The organism is Collinsella sp. Sow4_E3, assembly GCF_052116285.1.
Lineage (GTDB): Bacteria > Actinomycetota > Coriobacteriia > Coriobacteriales > Coriobacteriaceae > Collinsella.
This window is the reverse complement of the sequence record NZ_JBQKLJ010000018.1, coordinates 1-15,004: the sequence shown is the minus strand read 5'-3', so window position 1 is coordinate 15,004 and position 15,004 is coordinate 1. Positions and strand designations below refer to the sequence as shown.

Below are 15,004 nucleotides of genomic sequence, written 5' to 3'. Positions count from 1 at the left end.
GATTTTTCAATGGTTAAATGGCAAGCGACACTAAGCACCACGGAGCCATACAATTACATTGGCATTCAAAATGTACGGCAAGGGAACCGAAATACCGAAGTTTTAGAAGCTATATTAGTTGAAAATGCTTTGCCACTTGATTTAACAGGTTGCGAAGTATTTTTTGAATCAGTTATTGATAAAAAGTATCCGATTCAACGAGCGGCAAAAATTGTGAATGCCAAAAAAGGGATTATCCAGTATACCTTTGATGAATATTCTATGCAGTCATTGCACAGACAGGAAGCATATTTCAGTATTCATAAAGGCGACAACCTGATTGGTGCGACGCAAAACTTTTCTTACTTTGTTGTGAATGCTGCTTCTAAAACAGAGGGCGAAATGGGTTCTTATTGGCAGTCCATCGAAGATTTAATCGCAGACATGACCGCCTTTATCAACGAAAATAAGGGCGATTTTACTGATTGGATGAATGCTAGAAAAGATGAGTTCGAAGCGTGGCGAGATGCGCAAAAAACAGATTTCACTTCATGGTTCGAATCAATCAAAGATATTTTAAAAACGATTGATCCAGGCGGAACGATGTTAGCTGAGCTAATGGATGCACGTGTAGACATTCAAGGAGTGCGCCATAATTCAATTTCTGAACGTTTATTGGCAGATATGGAATATTTGTATCAGAAATTAGAAAAACGCTTATATACGTTAGAATATGGCGAAATAAGCGACTTGATTATTTTACAAGATGATACTTTTTCGCTGAATCATGAAACAGAAATTGTTGGTACTGTTGATTATCCTGTGTCCGATGGAGCATTGGTTATCGCAACAGTTGATGATACAAAACAGAACGCTTATGTGTTTGAAAAAGTGGGTGAAATAAGTGGTTAAAGTAAAACGAATGATGGAAACCGATGAAAATGGCGTTCAACGTCAGTTTCATCCTATTACACATGCATCCGCTGTTCGAGGATTAGAAAAAATTATTGCGGGTCAATCAAAAGTATTGTCTGTTAATGGACATACAGGCGCAGTAATTATAACGCGTGCAGACTTAGATTTACCTATCGATGGGATTATGATTTCGAAACAGGAGTATGACAAAATGTTAAAAATCATAGCTGATTATGAAGCTGGAAAACTAGGTGGTTCTGGTGTTGAGTTTGAAAAAGTAAAAGGAGATGAAGAAATAAATGCCTGATTTATATGTAGTGAAAAAAGACGGCGTAGCTATTGATGTACAAACTAGTACAGCTGGTATTGTTGGATTAAATGAATTTGTTGATGGAAAAATTAGTGGTGCTGAAGCAGGCACTGTCTCGTCTGTAAATGGTCATACAGGTGAAGTTGTTTTAACTGCTTCTGATGTAAAAGCACTGCCAGACACAACTATTATTCCAACACTTCCTGGCAATGCCACTTCTGAGAAAGACGGTTTAATGTCCAAATCGGATAAAGCAAAATTGGATGCATTACCAGTTTTTACATTTGAAAAGGTAGGTGAAGCGTAATGGCAGATATCGTTCAGCTAAAAGAAAATGGTGTCAATAAGTACATGAAAACCCACGCGGATGCCATTGATGGTATCGAAGGAAAATTAGTAAAGGCTGTTGGAAATGAAACTATTCTAGGTACTAAAAATTTTCAAGATGGAATTCAAGTAAAAGGAAAAGAGCCAGTACTTACAAATGCTAAAGCAGATTATGCAATGGTAGATAAGGATAACAACGCTTCTGTGATGTCAGGTGGTTCTCTAAAATTATACCGACGGGGAGATCTGGTATATCTCACAGGATCATTCCGATTATCTGCTTTAAAAGATAACCAGGCGGTGTGGTTCAACATTCCAACATGGGCATATCCGATTGAAGCGGTTCGAATGTATGGCAAAACCAGCGATGACAAAATGTGCTTGTTATACATTAACACAGCAGATAACTCAAATATTGTATGTAAAGATAGTGTCGCAAAAGGAGCATGGATTACTATTTCAAGTTGTTGGATGGCTAAAAATCCATATTAAAGGAGGAAAATAAAATGAAAGTAGTATACAAAGTATTGTACCCAATGGGTTTTGAAAAAAACGAAGTAGAGGATAATTTTCCAACATCTCTACCTTTTGTAGAGATTAAACCGCTTGAAGCTTTGGACAATGAACAATCACAATTTTTTAATTTTTCAGAACAAAAATGGGAAGAAGCAGTCACGCAAGATTATTCGAAGAAATTAAATCTGTTAGAAAACCTTTCAGCAGTATTAGAAGCAGATAACACTGCTTTAAAACAAGCAAATGAAAAACTAACTGCTAAAGCAGAATCGCTTGCGCAAATCAATTCAAAGACTATGTTTACGTCTCTTCAAAATACTAAAGAAATTGATGCGATTAAAGAACAAATCGGAGGTGCAAAATAATGTATTCATATGATGACATTAAAATGATGTATGATTGGGGCTGTTTTACAGATGAACAAGTTGCAGAATTTGTACCACTTTGTATAACAGAAGATGAATTTACAAAAATGACAGGAAAACCGTTTAGCAAAGGCTAAGCGGTTTTTATTATTGGAGGAATTATTTTGTCAAATGAAATTGTTGTCGCTGTTATAGGATTAGTAGGCAGCACAATTGGCGCGTTTATTGGAGTTGTAGCTAGTGCCAATTTGACAGCTTACAGAATTGAACAGCTAGAAAAGAAAGTAGAAAAACATAATGGAGCAATTGAAAGAACCTTTAAATTAGAAGGTCGAATGCAAGAAGCGGAACATGACATAATAGAATTGAAAGGAGCAAAAAAATGATTCTACCAGATAAGTACTACAAGATTATCAAATGGGGCGTGCTAACAGTGCTACCTGCAAGTTCTGTTTTGGTTGCCACGCTAGGTAAAGCTTATGGATGGCAGCAAACAGATATGGCTGTTTTAACTATTAATGCCATAGCAACTTTTTTAGGAGTAGTAACAGGTGTGTCAGCATATAATTTAAAAGACAAGGAGAAGTAAAAATGAAAAAGAAAATTTTAGTAGGAGCGCTTGTCGCTCTATTTTTTATGCCCACAATAAATGTGGATGCATACCAAGTGGAACAAGATCCGATTGATTTTGGCGGATATTTTCCAGGCTATGCGACCAATGAATTAATTGTCTTGCATGAATCAGGGAACGGAAACAATGTTGGTCCAAACAGTCTAGACAACGAAACGGCCTATATGAAGCGGAACTGGACGAGTGCCTATGTTTCATATTTTGTCGGTTCTGGTGGTCGAGTGAAACAATTAGCGCCAGCTGGCCAAATCCAGTGGGGTGCAGGTGCGACAGCGAATGCAAAAGCCTATGCACAAATCGAACTCGCTCGAACGAATAATAAAGAAACATTCAAAAAGGACTATGCCGCATATGTAAATTTGATTCGTGATTTAGCTACACAGATTGGTGCAACGTTTGACTTAGATGATGGTACAGGATACGGAATAGTCACTCATGATTGGATTACTAAAAATTGGTGGGGTGATCATACTGATCCATACGGATATTTAGCACAGTGGGGCATCAATAAGGCGCAACTAGCACAAGACTTGCAGACAGGATTGCCAGAAGATGGTTCAGAAACAATTGTAAACCCTGGCAAGCCGAACGCACCAAAATATAAAGTTGGGCAAAATATCCGATTCACTACTATATACAAAAATCCAGATGCACCAATCAACGAGCATCTCAATGCTAACACTCTTTGGACCCAAGTTGGCACGATTACTCAAAAATTAGATGGTCGTAAAAACTTGTATCGTATCGAAAACAGCGGCAAACTTTTAGGTTATGCAAACGATGGAGATATTGCAGAATTGTGGGAAAATAGCAAGCCGACACCTGCAAAAACATTTACTATCGGAGTAAATGAAGGTATTGTTCTTCGCAATGGTGCACCGAGTTTGTCAGCGGCAGTTTACGGTGTGTGGCCGAAATATTCACAATTTAAATATGATTCGGTTCATATCGCAGATGGCTATGTTTTCTTAGGTGGTTCTGATGTTAACGGAACACGCATTTATATCCCTGTGGGGCCGAATGACGGCAACTCATCGAATACCTGGGGAACTGGTTATTAAAGCAAATATCTCTCAATTATTAATGATTGAGAGATGTTACATATATATTCCCCGTATTAAAGTTAATCGTTTCTGTAAGCAAAATTGTAAATTAGTATTGATAGAGAAAAAAGAACTATTAAATAATATTATAGAATTTCTTAATCATTATTGGTAATGAATTTTCTATCTAAATTTATTATAAGATTAGATAGTTAATTAGCTCAAGGAGTTGACTTTTTAAGTGGACTATCGGATAATTTTCTTGAGGGAAACTTAACTTATTCTATGTATCGTGAAGGAGGAATGATTTAATGGCTGAAAAAGAAGTAGTTTTTAATAATATTCTTACTTTAGCTAAATTGGTTAAAGATAGATCTACAAGAGAAATGACTCCTCTTAGACTACAAAAAACTTTATATTTTATTTTTGCCTTTTATGGAGCTACATTGGGACAACTTAATTCAGAAAATGAGGCAGAGAAAAAATTCGAGGGAAGTTCTGACTTTCCTAAATATATTTTTTCTGAAAAATTCGAAGCTTGGCAATACGGTCCAGTTTTAAGATGTATTTATAACATTAACAAGCGTAATCCTGAAAAAATAGATGAAGCAGAGAGCTGGAATCCTTTAACTGAACAGGAACGTGCTGTTGATGAGTTAATTACCCAAGTTATCAAACAAACTGATGAGATGGGAGATTTTACATTAGTCGAAAGAAGCCATGAAGATTTAGAATGGCAGAACGCTTATCAAGATAATCAAAGGGAAATGAACAAAGATAAAATCATAGAGGAATACAAAGCTAGTGTTATTTGATTTTCAAGTATCTAAAAAAAATGGAACGCAAGTAAGTAATGAAGTCGTAAAAAAAACTTTAATGCCTCAAAATACAATTGATATAAAAGCCAAATTAAAAAATGGTGGAGAAATTTTTTTAGAAGAACCTGATAGAACAAGACAGATAGATGTGTCTAGTGAATTTTTAATTTCAAAAAAACTACCAAAAAAACAGTTTACTAATTTTATAAATAAAAATAATGTACCTATTACGACAAAGGAGACTCTTGATAAAATAATTAATGACATAAGTTACATTTGTTCTAACAATGAGCAAGTTGATTTTTCTAAGGGGAATACTGACACATTACGATGTGTTTTAAAAGAATATGGAGTAAATGAAACTTTAAATGCCGAAAATGAGACAATATTTAAGATAGATGGAATCCATCATTATGAAAAGGGCAATAAAGAAAATCCCTTTCGCATTTACTTGAAAATTACTGAGACAGGCAATAAAGAAACTAATTATAAGTTGATTTTTTGCGATATATATCATCTTTGTTTAATTTCAGGACATAAAGGACTTAACCCAGAACAAGTGAAAGAAAGAACTTTCCAAAAATACTATTATGTATGCAATGACCATATCAAAAGTTTACTTGATGATTAAATCACTAGTTTTTTGAAAATAGGTGTGAAAAAGCCTACTTCTCGTTTGAGAGGTAGGCTTATTTTTTAATACATGTTTATTTAGGTTCACGAACGTGATGTAATATCAATAGTTTCCTTAAGATAATTTTATTTTTTTGAAATATTTCTCTTGAAAATAAGAACGGATGTTCGTATAATGTTTTCGATAGGAGAGTGTGGAGAAATGGTGAGACGAACTAAAAAAGAGTTTAAACCTTACAATGATTATGTTGACAGGCCATTCGAATTAAAGTGGCCAACGGCATTTCCACTGGGGGAGCTAACAAAAGCAATAAAGAGTACTGATGATTATCACGCTCGAAATATTGAGAGACTACCACAGCAATCCCAAAACCAAATAGAATATTTTTTAGATCGCTCAATTAAACAAAATAAGGTACTAGAAATTCAGCTGAACTCATTAGATGAATATGATCGCGTAAAACCTCATGTGTTCGGAGTTTTTCGTGGAATGGCAGAATTTGACGTTGTATTGATTGGAGAAAACGAGGTCGATTTTTATGATATTAGAAACATTCAGATTCATAACTTCACGAAATGGAGCGAAGAGCATATACCTGAAGAAAATCCATTTGAGGAAGAAATAGAACGTTGCGAAATAATAGATGAATTTGTAGACGAATATTTCGATGATGAATGGATAGAATAGTATTATTCTTTTTTGTGCCAAAAAATGTGCCAAAAATTTTAGAATTCTGTTTTTCTTTACAAAACAGAATTGCTATATTATAGTGATTTCGAACACAGAAGAACACAGTAAAATACTAAATAACCTTAGTCGGGAACGTAAAAAACACCTTTCAAATGTTGATTTGATAGGTGTTTTGTTTTATTTGTGCCAAAAATGTGCCAAATTGTTAATTACTTTTATAGATTTTATCGAATACAGAATCAATCATTTCATCATTTTTGTTATCTAGCTCTTTTATAATGTGTAAGTAAGTAGTTATCGTTGTATCTAAACTTGAATGCCCTAGCCTTTTAGAAACATATATAGTATCACAACCTTGATATAATAGAACTGAAGCATGCGTATGACGTAAACCGTGTAAGGTGAATTTTTTTGTTACACCTATTTCAGATAGTTTTTTTCTCAAGTATTTAGTTACTGCGTTATTAGAAATAAGCCCGTTTTGAGAATTGTAAAAGATAAATTGTTCAGGGTTTTGTACCTCTAGTTTATCAAACAATTCTTTTTGAGCTTTCTTGTATTCTTTTAGTAATTGAGCAGTATGAAAATCAATTTTTATTTTACGTACAGAACTTTCGTTTTTAGTTTTTCCCCAGCAATTCATCTTGTAATTCCACGTTTTATGAATATCGATTATTCCTTTTTCGAAATCTATATCATTCCAAGTTGTACCTAATAATTCAGCAAAACGCATACCTGTAGCACCAGCTACCACAACCATAATTGGCGATGCGTAGTGTGGGTCAATTCCTTTTTCAGCTAATTCCATTAACCGCTTAAAATCCCCGTAATCTAAAAATTTATCATTTTTGGTTTTATCTGATTCTTTACCTTTAATTACAGCTTTTCTAGTTGGATCAAATAGAATAAGTCCTTCCTCAACCGCATCTTTAAGCGATGCTCTGATATGGTTATTAAATTTAATGACAGTTGACTTCATATGCTCTTCGGCAAACTTGTTTAAATATCGTTGGTACAATGGTCGGGTAAGTTGTGAAAGAATTATATTTGGCATATATCTTTCTATATTGTTGAGTGTATCTTTGTATTTTCTGTATGTTATTTCAGAAACGACATCTTTTTTATATAGATTCATCCAATCTTTAAAGTATTCAGACAACAAGATATTTTGTTTATCACCTTGAAGCCCCTTTTTTAAATTATATTCAATTTCATCAGCTGCTTCTTTGGCTTCTCGTTTAGTTTTAAACCCGCTTTTTCTTAATTTGCTATGCGTGCCATCTTGTTTTTTATAAGATATTTCGTATTGCCAAGAATTTCCCCGCTTTATAAATCTAGCCATTGCCTATTCCTCCTGTTTTCTGGTAAAATAGGCATAGAAAATAGGCCTATTTTAGGTTTGTTTTTATAGTTGCGTCATCTCAAACTTTGGACAGGGAGAGATGGCGCTTTTTTGTTTACTTAATATTAAACAGGTACTTTGTATTTAGCAGCTTTTTCAAAAGATACTAGTGGGCTAAAATGTATTTCAATTTCGCCTGTCTGGTTTAAACCGAAGTGAGCAACACAATCCATTTCTTTCCCAGGAGCGACTGAGCCCATTGTGTTATCATTTGGATAAGTTTCAGATTTTTTGTTGTCCGAGCCGTAAACTTCAACATCCATACCTACAGGGATATCTGAATCACCATCATTTTTTACAGTATAAGTAATTTTTACTACTTGTGCAGGTTGGTTTTCTTCAAATTGATTTCTTTCATCAGTTAATTCTACACTATTTAGTGTATATTCAGCATCACCAACTTTTACAGTGTCACCAATCTTATAGAAGGTATCGCTTTTTTCTTCTTTAGAAGATGAAGCAGAGGTTGAAGATTTAGTTACTTTTTCGCCACCATTATCACTTGCTTTATTACTATCTGATCCACCATTTAAAGCAGAACCAATAATTACAATTAAAATTACTGCTAGTATCCAAAACCAAACTCTTTTGTAGAAAGGTTTTTTTACTTTGTACGTTTTTCCATCTTGACCCATAACTTTTTTTGACATTTAAATTTTCCTCATTTCTTGTTATAATGTATTTGTGATCTCAGAAATGAGGTATGAGTCCGTGTTGCAGCACGGGCTTTTTTATTGTGCGTAAGAGTATTTTTTCTTGAAATAAGACTGGCAAACATTAAAACATTCTGTTCTTAACTTATTATTGATAGAGTAGAACTCCATGAAATTTTCTAATTTGAACTGAGATTCATCAGTCAGTTCGTTCTCAATAAAGATATTTAGTAAAATCATAATTGCGATTCTATCAGCTTCAGTTTCGAATTTTGAATGAAAAGTTGTAGAGTTATCGTACAATACTGAATATTCAAAATGTGAAGCAATGAAATGACCGAGCTCGTGGGCTAAATGAAAAGCTTCGGAACTATCTTCGTGTAGTTTTTCATTCAAAAATACTATTCTTGGTTTTGGATAATAAAAACCTGGTTCTTCCATTTCCATATAGATTAACTTTAAATTATACTCACTCAGCATTTCTTTCAACTTTAAATACATACACCCCATCACTCCAACTATTCATTTTCTTCTAAAGCTTTAGCAATTGCAATCGCTTTACGCATTGTCTCCTTAGATATTTCTTTTCCATCAAAAGAAAAAACAGTATCGTCTTCTGATAAATCCACATGTTTAGGCGTTTCTCTTTCTTCTCTACCTAGAAGGAAGTCTACAGAGACATCGAAATAGTCAGCTAACCGAGCTAACTCAATAGAATTAGGAGTTTGTCTTTTCCAACTTCCTAAATATCCATTCGAATACCCGAAATTCATTTCGAGCTGTCTAATGGATAATCCTTTTTCTTTTGCTAACTCCTTTATTATTTCGTAAGTATTCATTGATAAATCAACCTTTCTGAATGCTTACAAAAAAAGTTAAGATAAATAATATAAAAATAGTTGACTTATATACATTATTAAGCTATACTATGTTTTGTAAACAAATTTAACAACTAAAAAGACAACAAAAAATACTATCGATTAATAAACGCCAACCGCCAAGAAAGCTTTTTAAATCAATTGTTTTATGTCTTATTTAACTATGCATTTAGTATAGATTATTAATCTAATAAAGTCAACACTGGTTAGATAATTGTTGTTAAATTTGTTTACGAATATAAAAGAAAGGAATGAGAAATATGAACACACCACAAATTTTTAATTTCGAACAAAACGAAGTTCGGACAATTTTAGTAAATGATGAACCGTATTTCGTAGGAAAAGATGTAGCCGAAATTCTTGGATACGAACGCGCAGACAACGCTGTCAGAAATCATGTTGATGAAGAGGATAAGCTAATGCACAGAATTAGTGCATCAGGTCAAAATCGTAATATGACAATCATCAACGAGTCAGGCCTTTACAGTTTAATCTTAAAATCAAAACTTCCCTCTGCCAAAAAATTTAAACGTTGGGTAACAAGTGAAGTGTTGCCAGCAATTAGAAAACATGGAGGTTATCTAACTCCAGAAAAAGTAGAAGAAGCTTTGCTTAATCCAGATACAATCATTCAATTAGCAACTCAACTAAAAGAAGAAAGAACTGGAAGATTAATCGCAGAACAAAAGATTGCAGAGTACGAACCTAAAATCTCCTATTTAGATAGCATATTATCTTCTACAGATTCAGTAACAATTAGCCAGATTGCAGCAGATTATGGGATGTCTCCACAACAGATGAATAAATTACTTCATAAACTAGGTATTCAGAAAAAAGTCGGTAACCAATGGTTATTGTGCAAAAAACACATGAACCAAGGATACACAAAATCTCATACAACTGAGATCCCGAAAGCCGATGGTGGCTCTAAAATTGTAATGAATACCAAATGGACACAGAAAGGGCGTCTATTTATCTACGAATTACTAAAAAAAGAAGGATATTACCCTCAAATGGATTTAGAGGAAATTGGTTAGAAAGGAGTTTTAGTATGACTGACATTGCAGAAATCACTCAACGAGATAGAGAAAAAATCAAAGAATATGTCGAAAGTTCAAAGTTCTTAACTTACACCATGCTTGCTGAAAGATTTGGAATTAGCAAAAGCTACTTATCTTTGATTTTAAACGGTAAAAAGACTTCTGCAGAAGCAAACAGAATTATAGATTCGATTATCACTATGTACGAATTGTAAAGGGAGGAACAACTAATGCAATATCTAGAAGCTAAAATTCCAGTACCTTCAGATTACGTTATTATCTCTAAAGTTGAATATGAAGAATTAAAAAAAGCTGATGAGACAGGAAACTGGATGACGTTGAAAGAAGTATTAGACAGGGTAAATCGTGGATATGAATGGTTTACCAGTAATGTATTGAAAAATCCCAGATATAGAAAAATATTAGATATAGATAAAAATAAAGATGGTTTTGTTTATTATCCAGGGGACGGTCGCGACACCTATCTTTTTCAAAGAAGAAAAATGCTTGAATTTTTAGATGAAAATTTTGCAGATATTTTAAAGAAAGGGAGCAACTAAAACTTGTAAATAAGGGCAATGCAACAAATACAAACAAAATAACTAAGGAGGCAGAACATGAAAATAACAATCGAATGAACACCAGAAGAGATAGCAAAAATGCTCCAAGCTATTGAGAGTAGCAAGGATCCAAAAAATATTAATGTAAACCCGCAATGTGGCATTAATAAAATATCGGAAGAATTAGCTAGGAGAATAACTACTCGTCAAGAGAAAATTGAGAAAATTTTATCAGGAGTGAAACAAAATCAGAATGGGAGATGAAAAAAATGCAGAAGGAACAGTCATTACAAATTAATGTGGAAGTTAAAGGAATTGAAGAAGCTACAAAAAAAGCAGAAAGATTAATTGGATTAATAAAAGAAGCCAAAACGTTGGCAGACGAATTGGCTTCAGTTGAATTTGATGTAGACCTTAAAAATTAAGTTCTATTTTCTGTCCACAAGTACACTTAGCACCATTTGATGTTACTTTGATTGTTTTTCCGCAATTAGGACACTTTATAGGATGGCCACCCTTACTATCCATTGCTTTTTTTGCAAGTGTAGCAGGATCATTTAATTTTTTTCTTAAGTTATCCATACCATTTATCTTAATACCCATAATATTTTCACCACCAATCATAAATTATTTCAGCAGACCACTTGCTGATAAGAAAATTATACCAGAAAGGAAGAAACGGAAAATGAATATGAAACACAAAAAGCTCCAGTATGATCCGGAGCGAAAAAGACTAAAAAAAATGCCAGAAACTATCTATACTACAGTTATTTTAATTTTAGCGGCTGTTATAGGTTATTTGTCACATTGAGTGGAAAAAATAGCCCAAGATAAAACCGATAATTCCAGAAATTAGAGAATTGACAAGAGGTTGAGCGATGAGTTCCTTACGTGCCTTTAAAAGTAAAGCATGCTGTTCTTCTGCATTGTCTTTGCCTTTGAGAGTTAGTGAAACATGCGTAGCAAAAATTAAGGTTGATGATTTTTTATTTTTACTTTCTTCATATATTCCCTCATCAATAGTTCCGACTGTTTCAAATGTAAAAGAACTTTTAGGAGATAACTCAACAAAATTACTTTCTTCCATTTGATGCAAGATTGATTGCAAGTCATCACGATTCAACCACTTAAATTTTCTTAGTATCTTTTCAATTGATACAGAAACTTCTGGCTGAACATAAATAAATTTAATTATTTTTTTAGTTGTATGTTCTAGGTTATTCATGCTAACTACCACCTTAAATTAATTATTTTGACATAGTAAGTGCCGATAAACTAATTATACCAGAAAGGAAGTAAACCAAATGACAAATTTAGTAATTATGAAAGATCAACAAGCAGTAACAAGTAGTTTACAAGTTGCAGAAACTTTCGGAAAAGAACACAAAGTTGTTCTAAAAGCCATTGATGAATTAAAAGAGGGGGTGGCACAAAATTATGCCGACCTATTTTACGAAGATACCTACATTCATCCGCAAAACAAACAATCTTATCGCCAAGTAATTATGAACCGTGACGGATTTACATTATTAGCAATGGGATTCACTGGTCAAAAAGCTTTGCAATTTAAATTGAAATATATCGAAGCTTTTAATCAAATGGAAAAAGAAATTCAACAGCCTAAACTTCCAACCTCGCAAAGACAATTGGCGATGCTTGCTTTATCAGCAAATGAAGAAACAAATGAGCGTGTAGATGTAATTGAAAAAGAAGTAGCCGACTTAAAAGACAATCAAAAAATCGGTGCAGATGATTATGGTTACTTATCACGTCGAGTTCATCAACGAGTAGCAGAAGTTGCAAAAGGATTTGGGAAAATCACAAAGGAACAGCGTGGAAAGTTATACAAAGATATTAATTCAGGTATTAAGCAAATTACAGGCGTGGGTACCAGATCACAATTAAGAGAAAAACATTATCCAATGGTAATTGAATATATCAATGACTGGGAGCCGTCCACAGCCACAAAAACAGTTGTAAGACAAATGAGTTTAGACTTAAACGACATAGCGTAGGGAGAATATTATGGCTTATACAACTGAACAAGAAAGCTGGATACTCAACCAAATCAAAAAAGAGCGTAAACAGCTACAAGATGATAGAGCAGCGCTTAGACAATCAGAACAACTGACCGAAGGAAAAGCATATCAAATTGAAAAAGAACTTGAATTTTTAAGATACTTAGAGATTCAAAATAGAATGCATATTTAAGGAGAAATGAAATGAGAAAAATTTATAACTTAAGAAGAATTGCAGTGTTGCTAATCGTTTTCGGATTGGGGTTGATAGTAGGCGGAAATTTTAATCCGATTATCCAAAATATTTATATCGGCTTATTCATCATTTGGACACTGTTTTATGATCTGGCACTTGAAGATAGAGAGGTTAAGAAGTGACAAGAAAAGACAAATTAGAACAAACAAAAAAACTTGCTGATTTATGGTACAAGCAACAAAAAAATAAAATATACATTGCGCAACAAAAAGAGCGTAGAGGTGTCGCATGACGACAAAAAAGCGACTTAAGCCGGCAAGCAATAAGTCGCATACAAAAATTATACAAGAAAAATTATATCACAGAAATGAGGTCTTGTTAAATGGCTGAACAACTAAATGTTTATCAAAGATTAGCAGAAGTAAGAAAAAAAGTATCTTATTTAAAAAAAGAACAATCAGGAAGTCAATTTAATTATGTTGGGTCAAGTGATGTCCTAGGAGCTTTACATTCAAAAATTAATGAAATGGGATTGTTATTACAGCCAGCAATTACAGGCCATAAAGTTAAGGACCAGATAGAGATTATAAATCAATACAATAAGTACACGAAACAGACGGAACAGAAACAAAGAATAACATATTTTACTGAACTTGAGATGACTATGCGCTGGATTAATATTGATAATCCAGAAGATTTTTTGGAATCAAAGTGGTATGCACAAGGTGTTGATATTGCTGGTGAGAAGGGTGTAGGTAAAGCATTAACTTATGCAGAAAAATATTTTTTATTGAAATTTTTTAATATTGCAACAGATAAAGATGATCCTGATTCATTTCAAAAGAAGCTTGATGCTAAAGAACCAATAAATTTGGTTAATGGTAAACAAATATCAGAGATGAACGATTTAATAAGAAAAGTAGCGGAACTAAGCTCAAGCGATATGCAAGTTGTTAGAAATGGATTGTTGCAACATGTTGGTGCACAAACATTAGACAGTATGACAGATAAACAGTATCCAGAAGCAATGAGACAGTTAAATAAGTGGAAAAGTAACTATGAAATAGAGATCAATAAAAACAATACAAATGATCAAGTAAAAAATATTAACTGGGGGCAAAGGTAATGACAAATGAATTAACAACAAATGTGCAGTTTAAAGTAGATTTTAAAGCCAGTGAAATGACAATTCAGAACGAATCGCAACTAAAAGAAATGGTTGATAAAGCAGTAAATCATTACTCAAGTATGATTTTTACAGATGCGAATATTCCAGAAGCCAAGCAAGCAAAAGCGGATTTAAATAAAGTGGCGACACTTTTAGATAATGAGCGCAAAGCAATAAAAAACGAGTATAACAAACCCTTGAAATCGTTTGAAGACAAAATTAAAACTTATGTTGGACAAATTAAGTTAGTAAGTGATGGCATCAACGAAAGTATCCAATTATATGAAGAAACAGAACGTTCTAAGAGGCTTGAAAAAATCAAAGATACTATTAAAGAAATGTCAGAAAACTATAGCGTTGAGGTAGAAGAAGTAGGTATTAGAAATAACTGGTTAAATAAGAGTTCTTTTACTGCAAAAGGAGAAATAAATAAAAAAACTTTAGAAGAAATTGCTGCCGATATGACAATGATTTTTAAAGAAAAAGAGCGAGTTATAGGAGAAAAAGCGATTATAGAAAATTATGTAAAGGCATTAGGATTAGAGCCTTACTCGTGGTTAAGTCAAATTGATAACGGAAAAACAGCTGCAGAATTGATGATTGAGATTGATGCTGCACTAGCAAAGAAAAAAGCCGCTGAACAAAGGGCTATAGAACAACAGAAAGCACATGAAGAATATGAAGCAGCAATGCGAGAATTAAATGAAACAGTCGTAGAAGATAAAGTAATTGACAAAAATACAGGAGAAATAGTCAGTGAACTATCACCAAAAGCGGAAGTAAAAGATACAAATAAAAATACAGTAACATTACGACTTTCAGGTTCGCACAGTCAATTGACAGCACTTAATGAGTTTATAG

Annotated in this window: 27 protein-coding genes; 21 read left to right on the top strand and 6 right to left on the bottom strand. The window is 33.4% G+C overall.

The features are described 5' to 3' along the window. Positions 1-9 precede the first annotated feature (9 nt). The 12 genes from ACTQ48_RS09485 to ACTQ48_RS09430 all read left to right on the top strand — a co-directional run bounded on the left by ACTQ48_RS09485 (position 10) and on the right by ACTQ48_RS09430 (position 6,225). Positions 10-891, top strand: a complete 882-nt coding sequence (locus ACTQ48_RS09485; protein WP_441570731.1) for a phage baseplate upper protein — start codon at positions 10-12, stop codon at positions 889-891. Further along, complete coding sequence (locus ACTQ48_RS09480; protein ID WP_100966698.1) at positions 884-1,201, top strand: hypothetical protein; 318 nt, start codon at positions 884-886, stop codon at positions 1,199-1,201. The genes ACTQ48_RS09485 and ACTQ48_RS09480 overlap by 8 nt, the downstream gene beginning before the upstream one ends. Then, positions 1,194-1,511 carry a hypothetical protein gene (locus ACTQ48_RS09475; RefSeq protein ID WP_441570729.1) on the top strand — a complete coding sequence of 106 codons (318 nt, stop codon included), beginning with the start codon at positions 1,194-1,196 and terminating at the stop codon, positions 1,509-1,511. The genes ACTQ48_RS09480 and ACTQ48_RS09475 overlap by 8 nt, the downstream gene beginning before the upstream one ends. Further along, positions 1,511-2,023, top strand: a complete 513-nt coding sequence (locus ACTQ48_RS09470; RefSeq protein WP_441570727.1) for a hypothetical protein — start codon at positions 1,511-1,513, stop codon at positions 2,021-2,023. Before ACTQ48_RS09475 ends, ACTQ48_RS09470 begins: the two co-directional genes overlap by 1 nt. A 14-nt stretch (positions 2,024-2,037) precedes the next feature. After that, entirely contained in the window at positions 2,038-2,412 is a 375-nt protein-coding gene (locus ACTQ48_RS09465; protein ID WP_441549914.1) for a hypothetical protein, read from the top strand. Next, positions 2,412-2,549: an XkdX family protein gene (locus ACTQ48_RS09460; protein ID WP_141407711.1), complete on the top strand. Its 138-nt coding sequence runs from the start codon at positions 2,412-2,414 to the stop codon at positions 2,547-2,549. The genes ACTQ48_RS09465 and ACTQ48_RS09460 overlap by 1 nt, the downstream gene beginning before the upstream one ends. 27 nt (positions 2,550-2,576) lie before the next feature. Continuing rightward, on the top strand, positions 2,577-2,798 hold the full coding sequence (locus ACTQ48_RS09455; protein WP_441549915.1) for a hypothetical protein: 222 nt from the start codon (positions 2,577-2,579) through the stop codon (positions 2,796-2,798). Further along, positions 2,795-3,001: a phage holin gene (locus ACTQ48_RS09450; protein WP_002380792.1), complete on the top strand. Its 207-nt coding sequence runs from the start codon at positions 2,795-2,797 to the stop codon at positions 2,999-3,001. The genes ACTQ48_RS09455 and ACTQ48_RS09450 overlap by 4 nt, the downstream gene beginning before the upstream one ends. A gap of 2 nt (positions 3,002-3,003) precedes the next feature. After that, entirely contained in the window at positions 3,004-4,104 is a 1,101-nt protein-coding gene (locus tag ACTQ48_RS09445; protein ID WP_441570726.1) for an SH3 domain-containing protein, read from the top strand. A 293-nt stretch (positions 4,105-4,397) separates the two neighbouring features. Then, complete coding sequence (locus ACTQ48_RS09440; RefSeq protein ID WP_142425754.1) at positions 4,398-4,901, top strand: Panacea domain-containing protein; 504 nt, start codon at positions 4,398-4,400, stop codon at positions 4,899-4,901. Then, on the top strand, positions 4,891-5,535 hold the full coding sequence (locus ACTQ48_RS09435) for a hypothetical protein (protein ID WP_142425755.1): 645 nt from the start codon (positions 4,891-4,893) through the stop codon (positions 5,533-5,535). The genes ACTQ48_RS09440 and ACTQ48_RS09435 overlap by 11 nt, the downstream gene beginning before the upstream one ends. A 204-nt stretch (positions 5,536-5,739) precedes the next feature. Further along, on the top strand, positions 5,740-6,225 hold the full coding sequence (locus ACTQ48_RS09430; protein ID WP_441570725.1) for a hypothetical protein: 486 nt from the start codon (positions 5,740-5,742) through the stop codon (positions 6,223-6,225). Between the two features lie 208 nt (positions 6,226-6,433). On the opposite strand, the gene ACTQ48_RS09425 is transcribed toward ACTQ48_RS09430, so the two are convergent. From ACTQ48_RS09425 to ACTQ48_RS09410, 4 genes are all read right to left on the bottom strand, one after another. After that, a complete protein-coding gene (locus ACTQ48_RS09425) occupies positions 6,434-7,570 on the bottom strand; it encodes a site-specific integrase (RefSeq protein ID WP_202522099.1) in 1,137 nt (378 codons plus the stop codon). Positions 7,571-7,695: 125 nt separating this feature from the next. After that, positions 7,696-8,280, bottom strand: coding sequence for a DUF4352 domain-containing protein (locus ACTQ48_RS09420; protein ID WP_002401949.1), 585 nt, complete (start codon positions 8,278-8,280; stop codon positions 7,696-7,698). 81 nt (positions 8,281-8,361) lie between these two features. Beyond that, positions 8,362-8,763: an ImmA/IrrE family metallo-endopeptidase gene (locus ACTQ48_RS09415; protein WP_441570723.1), complete on the bottom strand. Its 402-nt coding sequence runs from the start codon at positions 8,761-8,763 to the stop codon at positions 8,362-8,364. Between the two features lie 38 nt (positions 8,764-8,801). After that, complete coding sequence (locus ACTQ48_RS09410) at positions 8,802-9,122, bottom strand: helix-turn-helix domain-containing protein (RefSeq protein WP_128437535.1); 321 nt, start codon at positions 9,120-9,122, stop codon at positions 8,802-8,804. Between the two features lie 299 nt (positions 9,123-9,421). Between ACTQ48_RS09410 and ACTQ48_RS09405 the strand changes: the two genes are divergently transcribed. The 4 genes from ACTQ48_RS09405 to ACTQ48_RS09390 all read left to right on the top strand — a co-directional run bounded on the left by ACTQ48_RS09405 (position 9,422) and on the right by ACTQ48_RS09390 (position 11,186). Then, positions 9,422-10,198: a phage antirepressor KilAC domain-containing protein gene (locus ACTQ48_RS09405; protein WP_441570721.1), complete on the top strand. Its 777-nt coding sequence runs from the start codon at positions 9,422-9,424 to the stop codon at positions 10,196-10,198. A gap of 14 nt (positions 10,199-10,212) precedes the next feature. Continuing rightward, the gene (locus ACTQ48_RS09400; RefSeq protein ID WP_002296611.1) at positions 10,213-10,416 is read left to right on the top strand and encodes a helix-turn-helix domain-containing protein; all 204 of its coding nucleotides are present in this window, start codon (positions 10,213-10,215) and stop codon (positions 10,414-10,416) included. Positions 10,417-10,431: 15 nt separating this feature from the next. Beyond that, the gene (locus ACTQ48_RS09395) at positions 10,432-10,761 is read left to right on the top strand and encodes a DUF771 domain-containing protein (RefSeq protein ID WP_141442174.1); all 330 of its coding nucleotides are present in this window, start codon (positions 10,432-10,434) and stop codon (positions 10,759-10,761) included. Between the two features lie 269 nt (positions 10,762-11,030). Beyond that, positions 11,031-11,186, top strand: a complete 156-nt coding sequence (locus ACTQ48_RS09390) for a hypothetical protein (protein WP_010822645.1) — start codon at positions 11,031-11,033, stop codon at positions 11,184-11,186. On the opposite strand, the gene ACTQ48_RS09385 is transcribed toward ACTQ48_RS09390, so the two are convergent. Next, positions 11,176-11,385, bottom strand: a complete 210-nt coding sequence (locus tag ACTQ48_RS09385; protein ID WP_142960439.1) for a hypothetical protein — start codon at positions 11,383-11,385, stop codon at positions 11,176-11,178. The two genes, ACTQ48_RS09390 and ACTQ48_RS09385, sit on opposite strands and share 11 nt — an antisense overlap. A gap of 178 nt (positions 11,386-11,563) precedes the next feature. Continuing rightward, positions 11,564-11,986 (bottom strand): hypothetical protein, encoded by a 423-nt coding sequence (locus tag ACTQ48_RS09380; RefSeq protein WP_010828994.1) that lies wholly within the window; start codon positions 11,984-11,986, stop codon positions 11,564-11,566. Positions 11,987-12,065: 79 nt separating this feature from the next. Between ACTQ48_RS09380 and ACTQ48_RS09375 the strand changes: the two genes are divergently transcribed. From ACTQ48_RS09375 to ACTQ48_RS09355, 5 genes are all read left to right on the top strand, one after another. Further along, on the top strand, positions 12,066-12,776 hold the full coding sequence (locus ACTQ48_RS09375; protein WP_441570719.1) for a Rha family transcriptional regulator: 711 nt from the start codon (positions 12,066-12,068) through the stop codon (positions 12,774-12,776). 10 nt (positions 12,777-12,786) lie between these two features. Beyond that, on the top strand, positions 12,787-12,972 hold the full coding sequence (locus ACTQ48_RS09370; protein ID WP_002364665.1) for a hypothetical protein: 186 nt from the start codon (positions 12,787-12,789) through the stop codon (positions 12,970-12,972). Between the two features lie 11 nt (positions 12,973-12,983). Continuing rightward, positions 12,984-13,157, top strand: a complete 174-nt coding sequence (locus ACTQ48_RS09365) for a hypothetical protein (protein ID WP_002395693.1) — start codon at positions 12,984-12,986, stop codon at positions 13,155-13,157. Between the two features lie 200 nt (positions 13,158-13,357). Next, positions 13,358-14,101, top strand: a complete 744-nt coding sequence (locus ACTQ48_RS09360) for an ERF family protein (RefSeq protein ID WP_002401996.1) — start codon at positions 13,358-13,360, stop codon at positions 14,099-14,101. Continuing rightward, the coding region (locus tag ACTQ48_RS09355) for a DUF1351 domain-containing protein (protein ID WP_441570717.1) at positions 14,101-15,004 on the top strand (904 nt) is incomplete at its 3' end. The genes ACTQ48_RS09360 and ACTQ48_RS09355, both read left to right, overlap by 1 nt.

Excerpts from the sequence above, each read along its gene's own strand:
- ACTQ48_RS09485 (WP_441570731.1), top strand. The coding sequence starts at position 10 with ATGGTTAAATGGCAAGCGACACTAAGCACCACGGAGCCATACAATTAC.
- ACTQ48_RS09475 (WP_441570729.1), top strand. The coding sequence starts at position 1,194 with ATGCCTGATTTATATGTAGTGAAAAAAGACGGCGTAGCTATTGATGTA.
- ACTQ48_RS09470 (WP_441570727.1), top strand. The coding sequence starts at position 1,511 with ATGGCAGATATCGTTCAGCTAAAAGAAAATGGTGTCAATAAGTACATG.
- ACTQ48_RS09465 (WP_441549914.1), top strand. The coding sequence starts at position 2,038 with ATGAAAGTAGTATACAAAGTATTGTACCCAATGGGTTTTGAAAAAAAC.
- ACTQ48_RS09460 (WP_141407711.1), top strand. The coding sequence starts at position 2,412 with ATGTATTCATATGATGACATTAAAATGATGTATGATTGGGGCTGTTTT.
- ACTQ48_RS09450 (WP_002380792.1), top strand. The coding sequence starts at position 2,795 with ATGATTCTACCAGATAAGTACTACAAGATTATCAAATGGGGCGTGCTA.
- ACTQ48_RS09445 (WP_441570726.1), top strand. The coding sequence starts at position 3,004 with ATGAAAAAGAAAATTTTAGTAGGAGCGCTTGTCGCTCTATTTTTTATG.
- ACTQ48_RS09440 (WP_142425754.1), top strand. The coding sequence starts at position 4,398 with ATGGCTGAAAAAGAAGTAGTTTTTAATAATATTCTTACTTTAGCTAAA.
- ACTQ48_RS09430 (WP_441570725.1), top strand. The coding sequence starts at position 5,740 with ATGGTGAGACGAACTAAAAAAGAGTTTAAACCTTACAATGATTATGTT.
- ACTQ48_RS09425 (WP_202522099.1), bottom strand. The coding sequence starts at position 7,570 with ATGGCTAGATTTATAAAGCGGGGAAATTCTTGGCAATACGAAATATCT.
- ACTQ48_RS09420 (WP_002401949.1), bottom strand. The coding sequence starts at position 8,280 with ATGTCAAAAAAAGTTATGGGTCAAGATGGAAAAACGTACAAAGTAAAA.
- ACTQ48_RS09415 (WP_441570723.1), bottom strand. The coding sequence starts at position 8,763 with ATGCTGAGTGAGTATAATTTAAAGTTAATCTATATGGAAATGGAAGAA.
- ACTQ48_RS09410 (WP_128437535.1), bottom strand. The coding sequence starts at position 9,122 with ATGAATACTTACGAAATAATAAAGGAGTTAGCAAAAGAAAAAGGATTA.
- ACTQ48_RS09405 (WP_441570721.1), top strand. The coding sequence starts at position 9,422 with ATGAACACACCACAAATTTTTAATTTCGAACAAAACGAAGTTCGGACA.
- ACTQ48_RS09400 (WP_002296611.1), top strand. The coding sequence starts at position 10,213 with ATGACTGACATTGCAGAAATCACTCAACGAGATAGAGAAAAAATCAAA.
- ACTQ48_RS09395 (WP_141442174.1), top strand. The coding sequence starts at position 10,432 with ATGCAATATCTAGAAGCTAAAATTCCAGTACCTTCAGATTACGTTATT.
- ACTQ48_RS09390 (WP_010822645.1), top strand. The coding sequence starts at position 11,031 with ATGCAGAAGGAACAGTCATTACAAATTAATGTGGAAGTTAAAGGAATT.
- ACTQ48_RS09385 (WP_142960439.1), bottom strand. The coding sequence starts at position 11,385 with ATGATTGGTGGTGAAAATATTATGGGTATTAAGATAAATGGTATGGAT.
- ACTQ48_RS09380 (WP_010828994.1), bottom strand. The coding sequence starts at position 11,986 with ATGAATAACCTAGAACATACAACTAAAAAAATAATTAAATTTATTTAT.
- ACTQ48_RS09375 (WP_441570719.1), top strand. The coding sequence starts at position 12,066 with ATGACAAATTTAGTAATTATGAAAGATCAACAAGCAGTAACAAGTAGT.
- ACTQ48_RS09370 (WP_002364665.1), top strand. The coding sequence starts at position 12,787 with ATGGCTTATACAACTGAACAAGAAAGCTGGATACTCAACCAAATCAAA.
- ACTQ48_RS09365 (WP_002395693.1), top strand. The coding sequence starts at position 12,984 with ATGAGAAAAATTTATAACTTAAGAAGAATTGCAGTGTTGCTAATCGTT.
- ACTQ48_RS09360 (WP_002401996.1), top strand. The coding sequence starts at position 13,358 with ATGGCTGAACAACTAAATGTTTATCAAAGATTAGCAGAAGTAAGAAAA.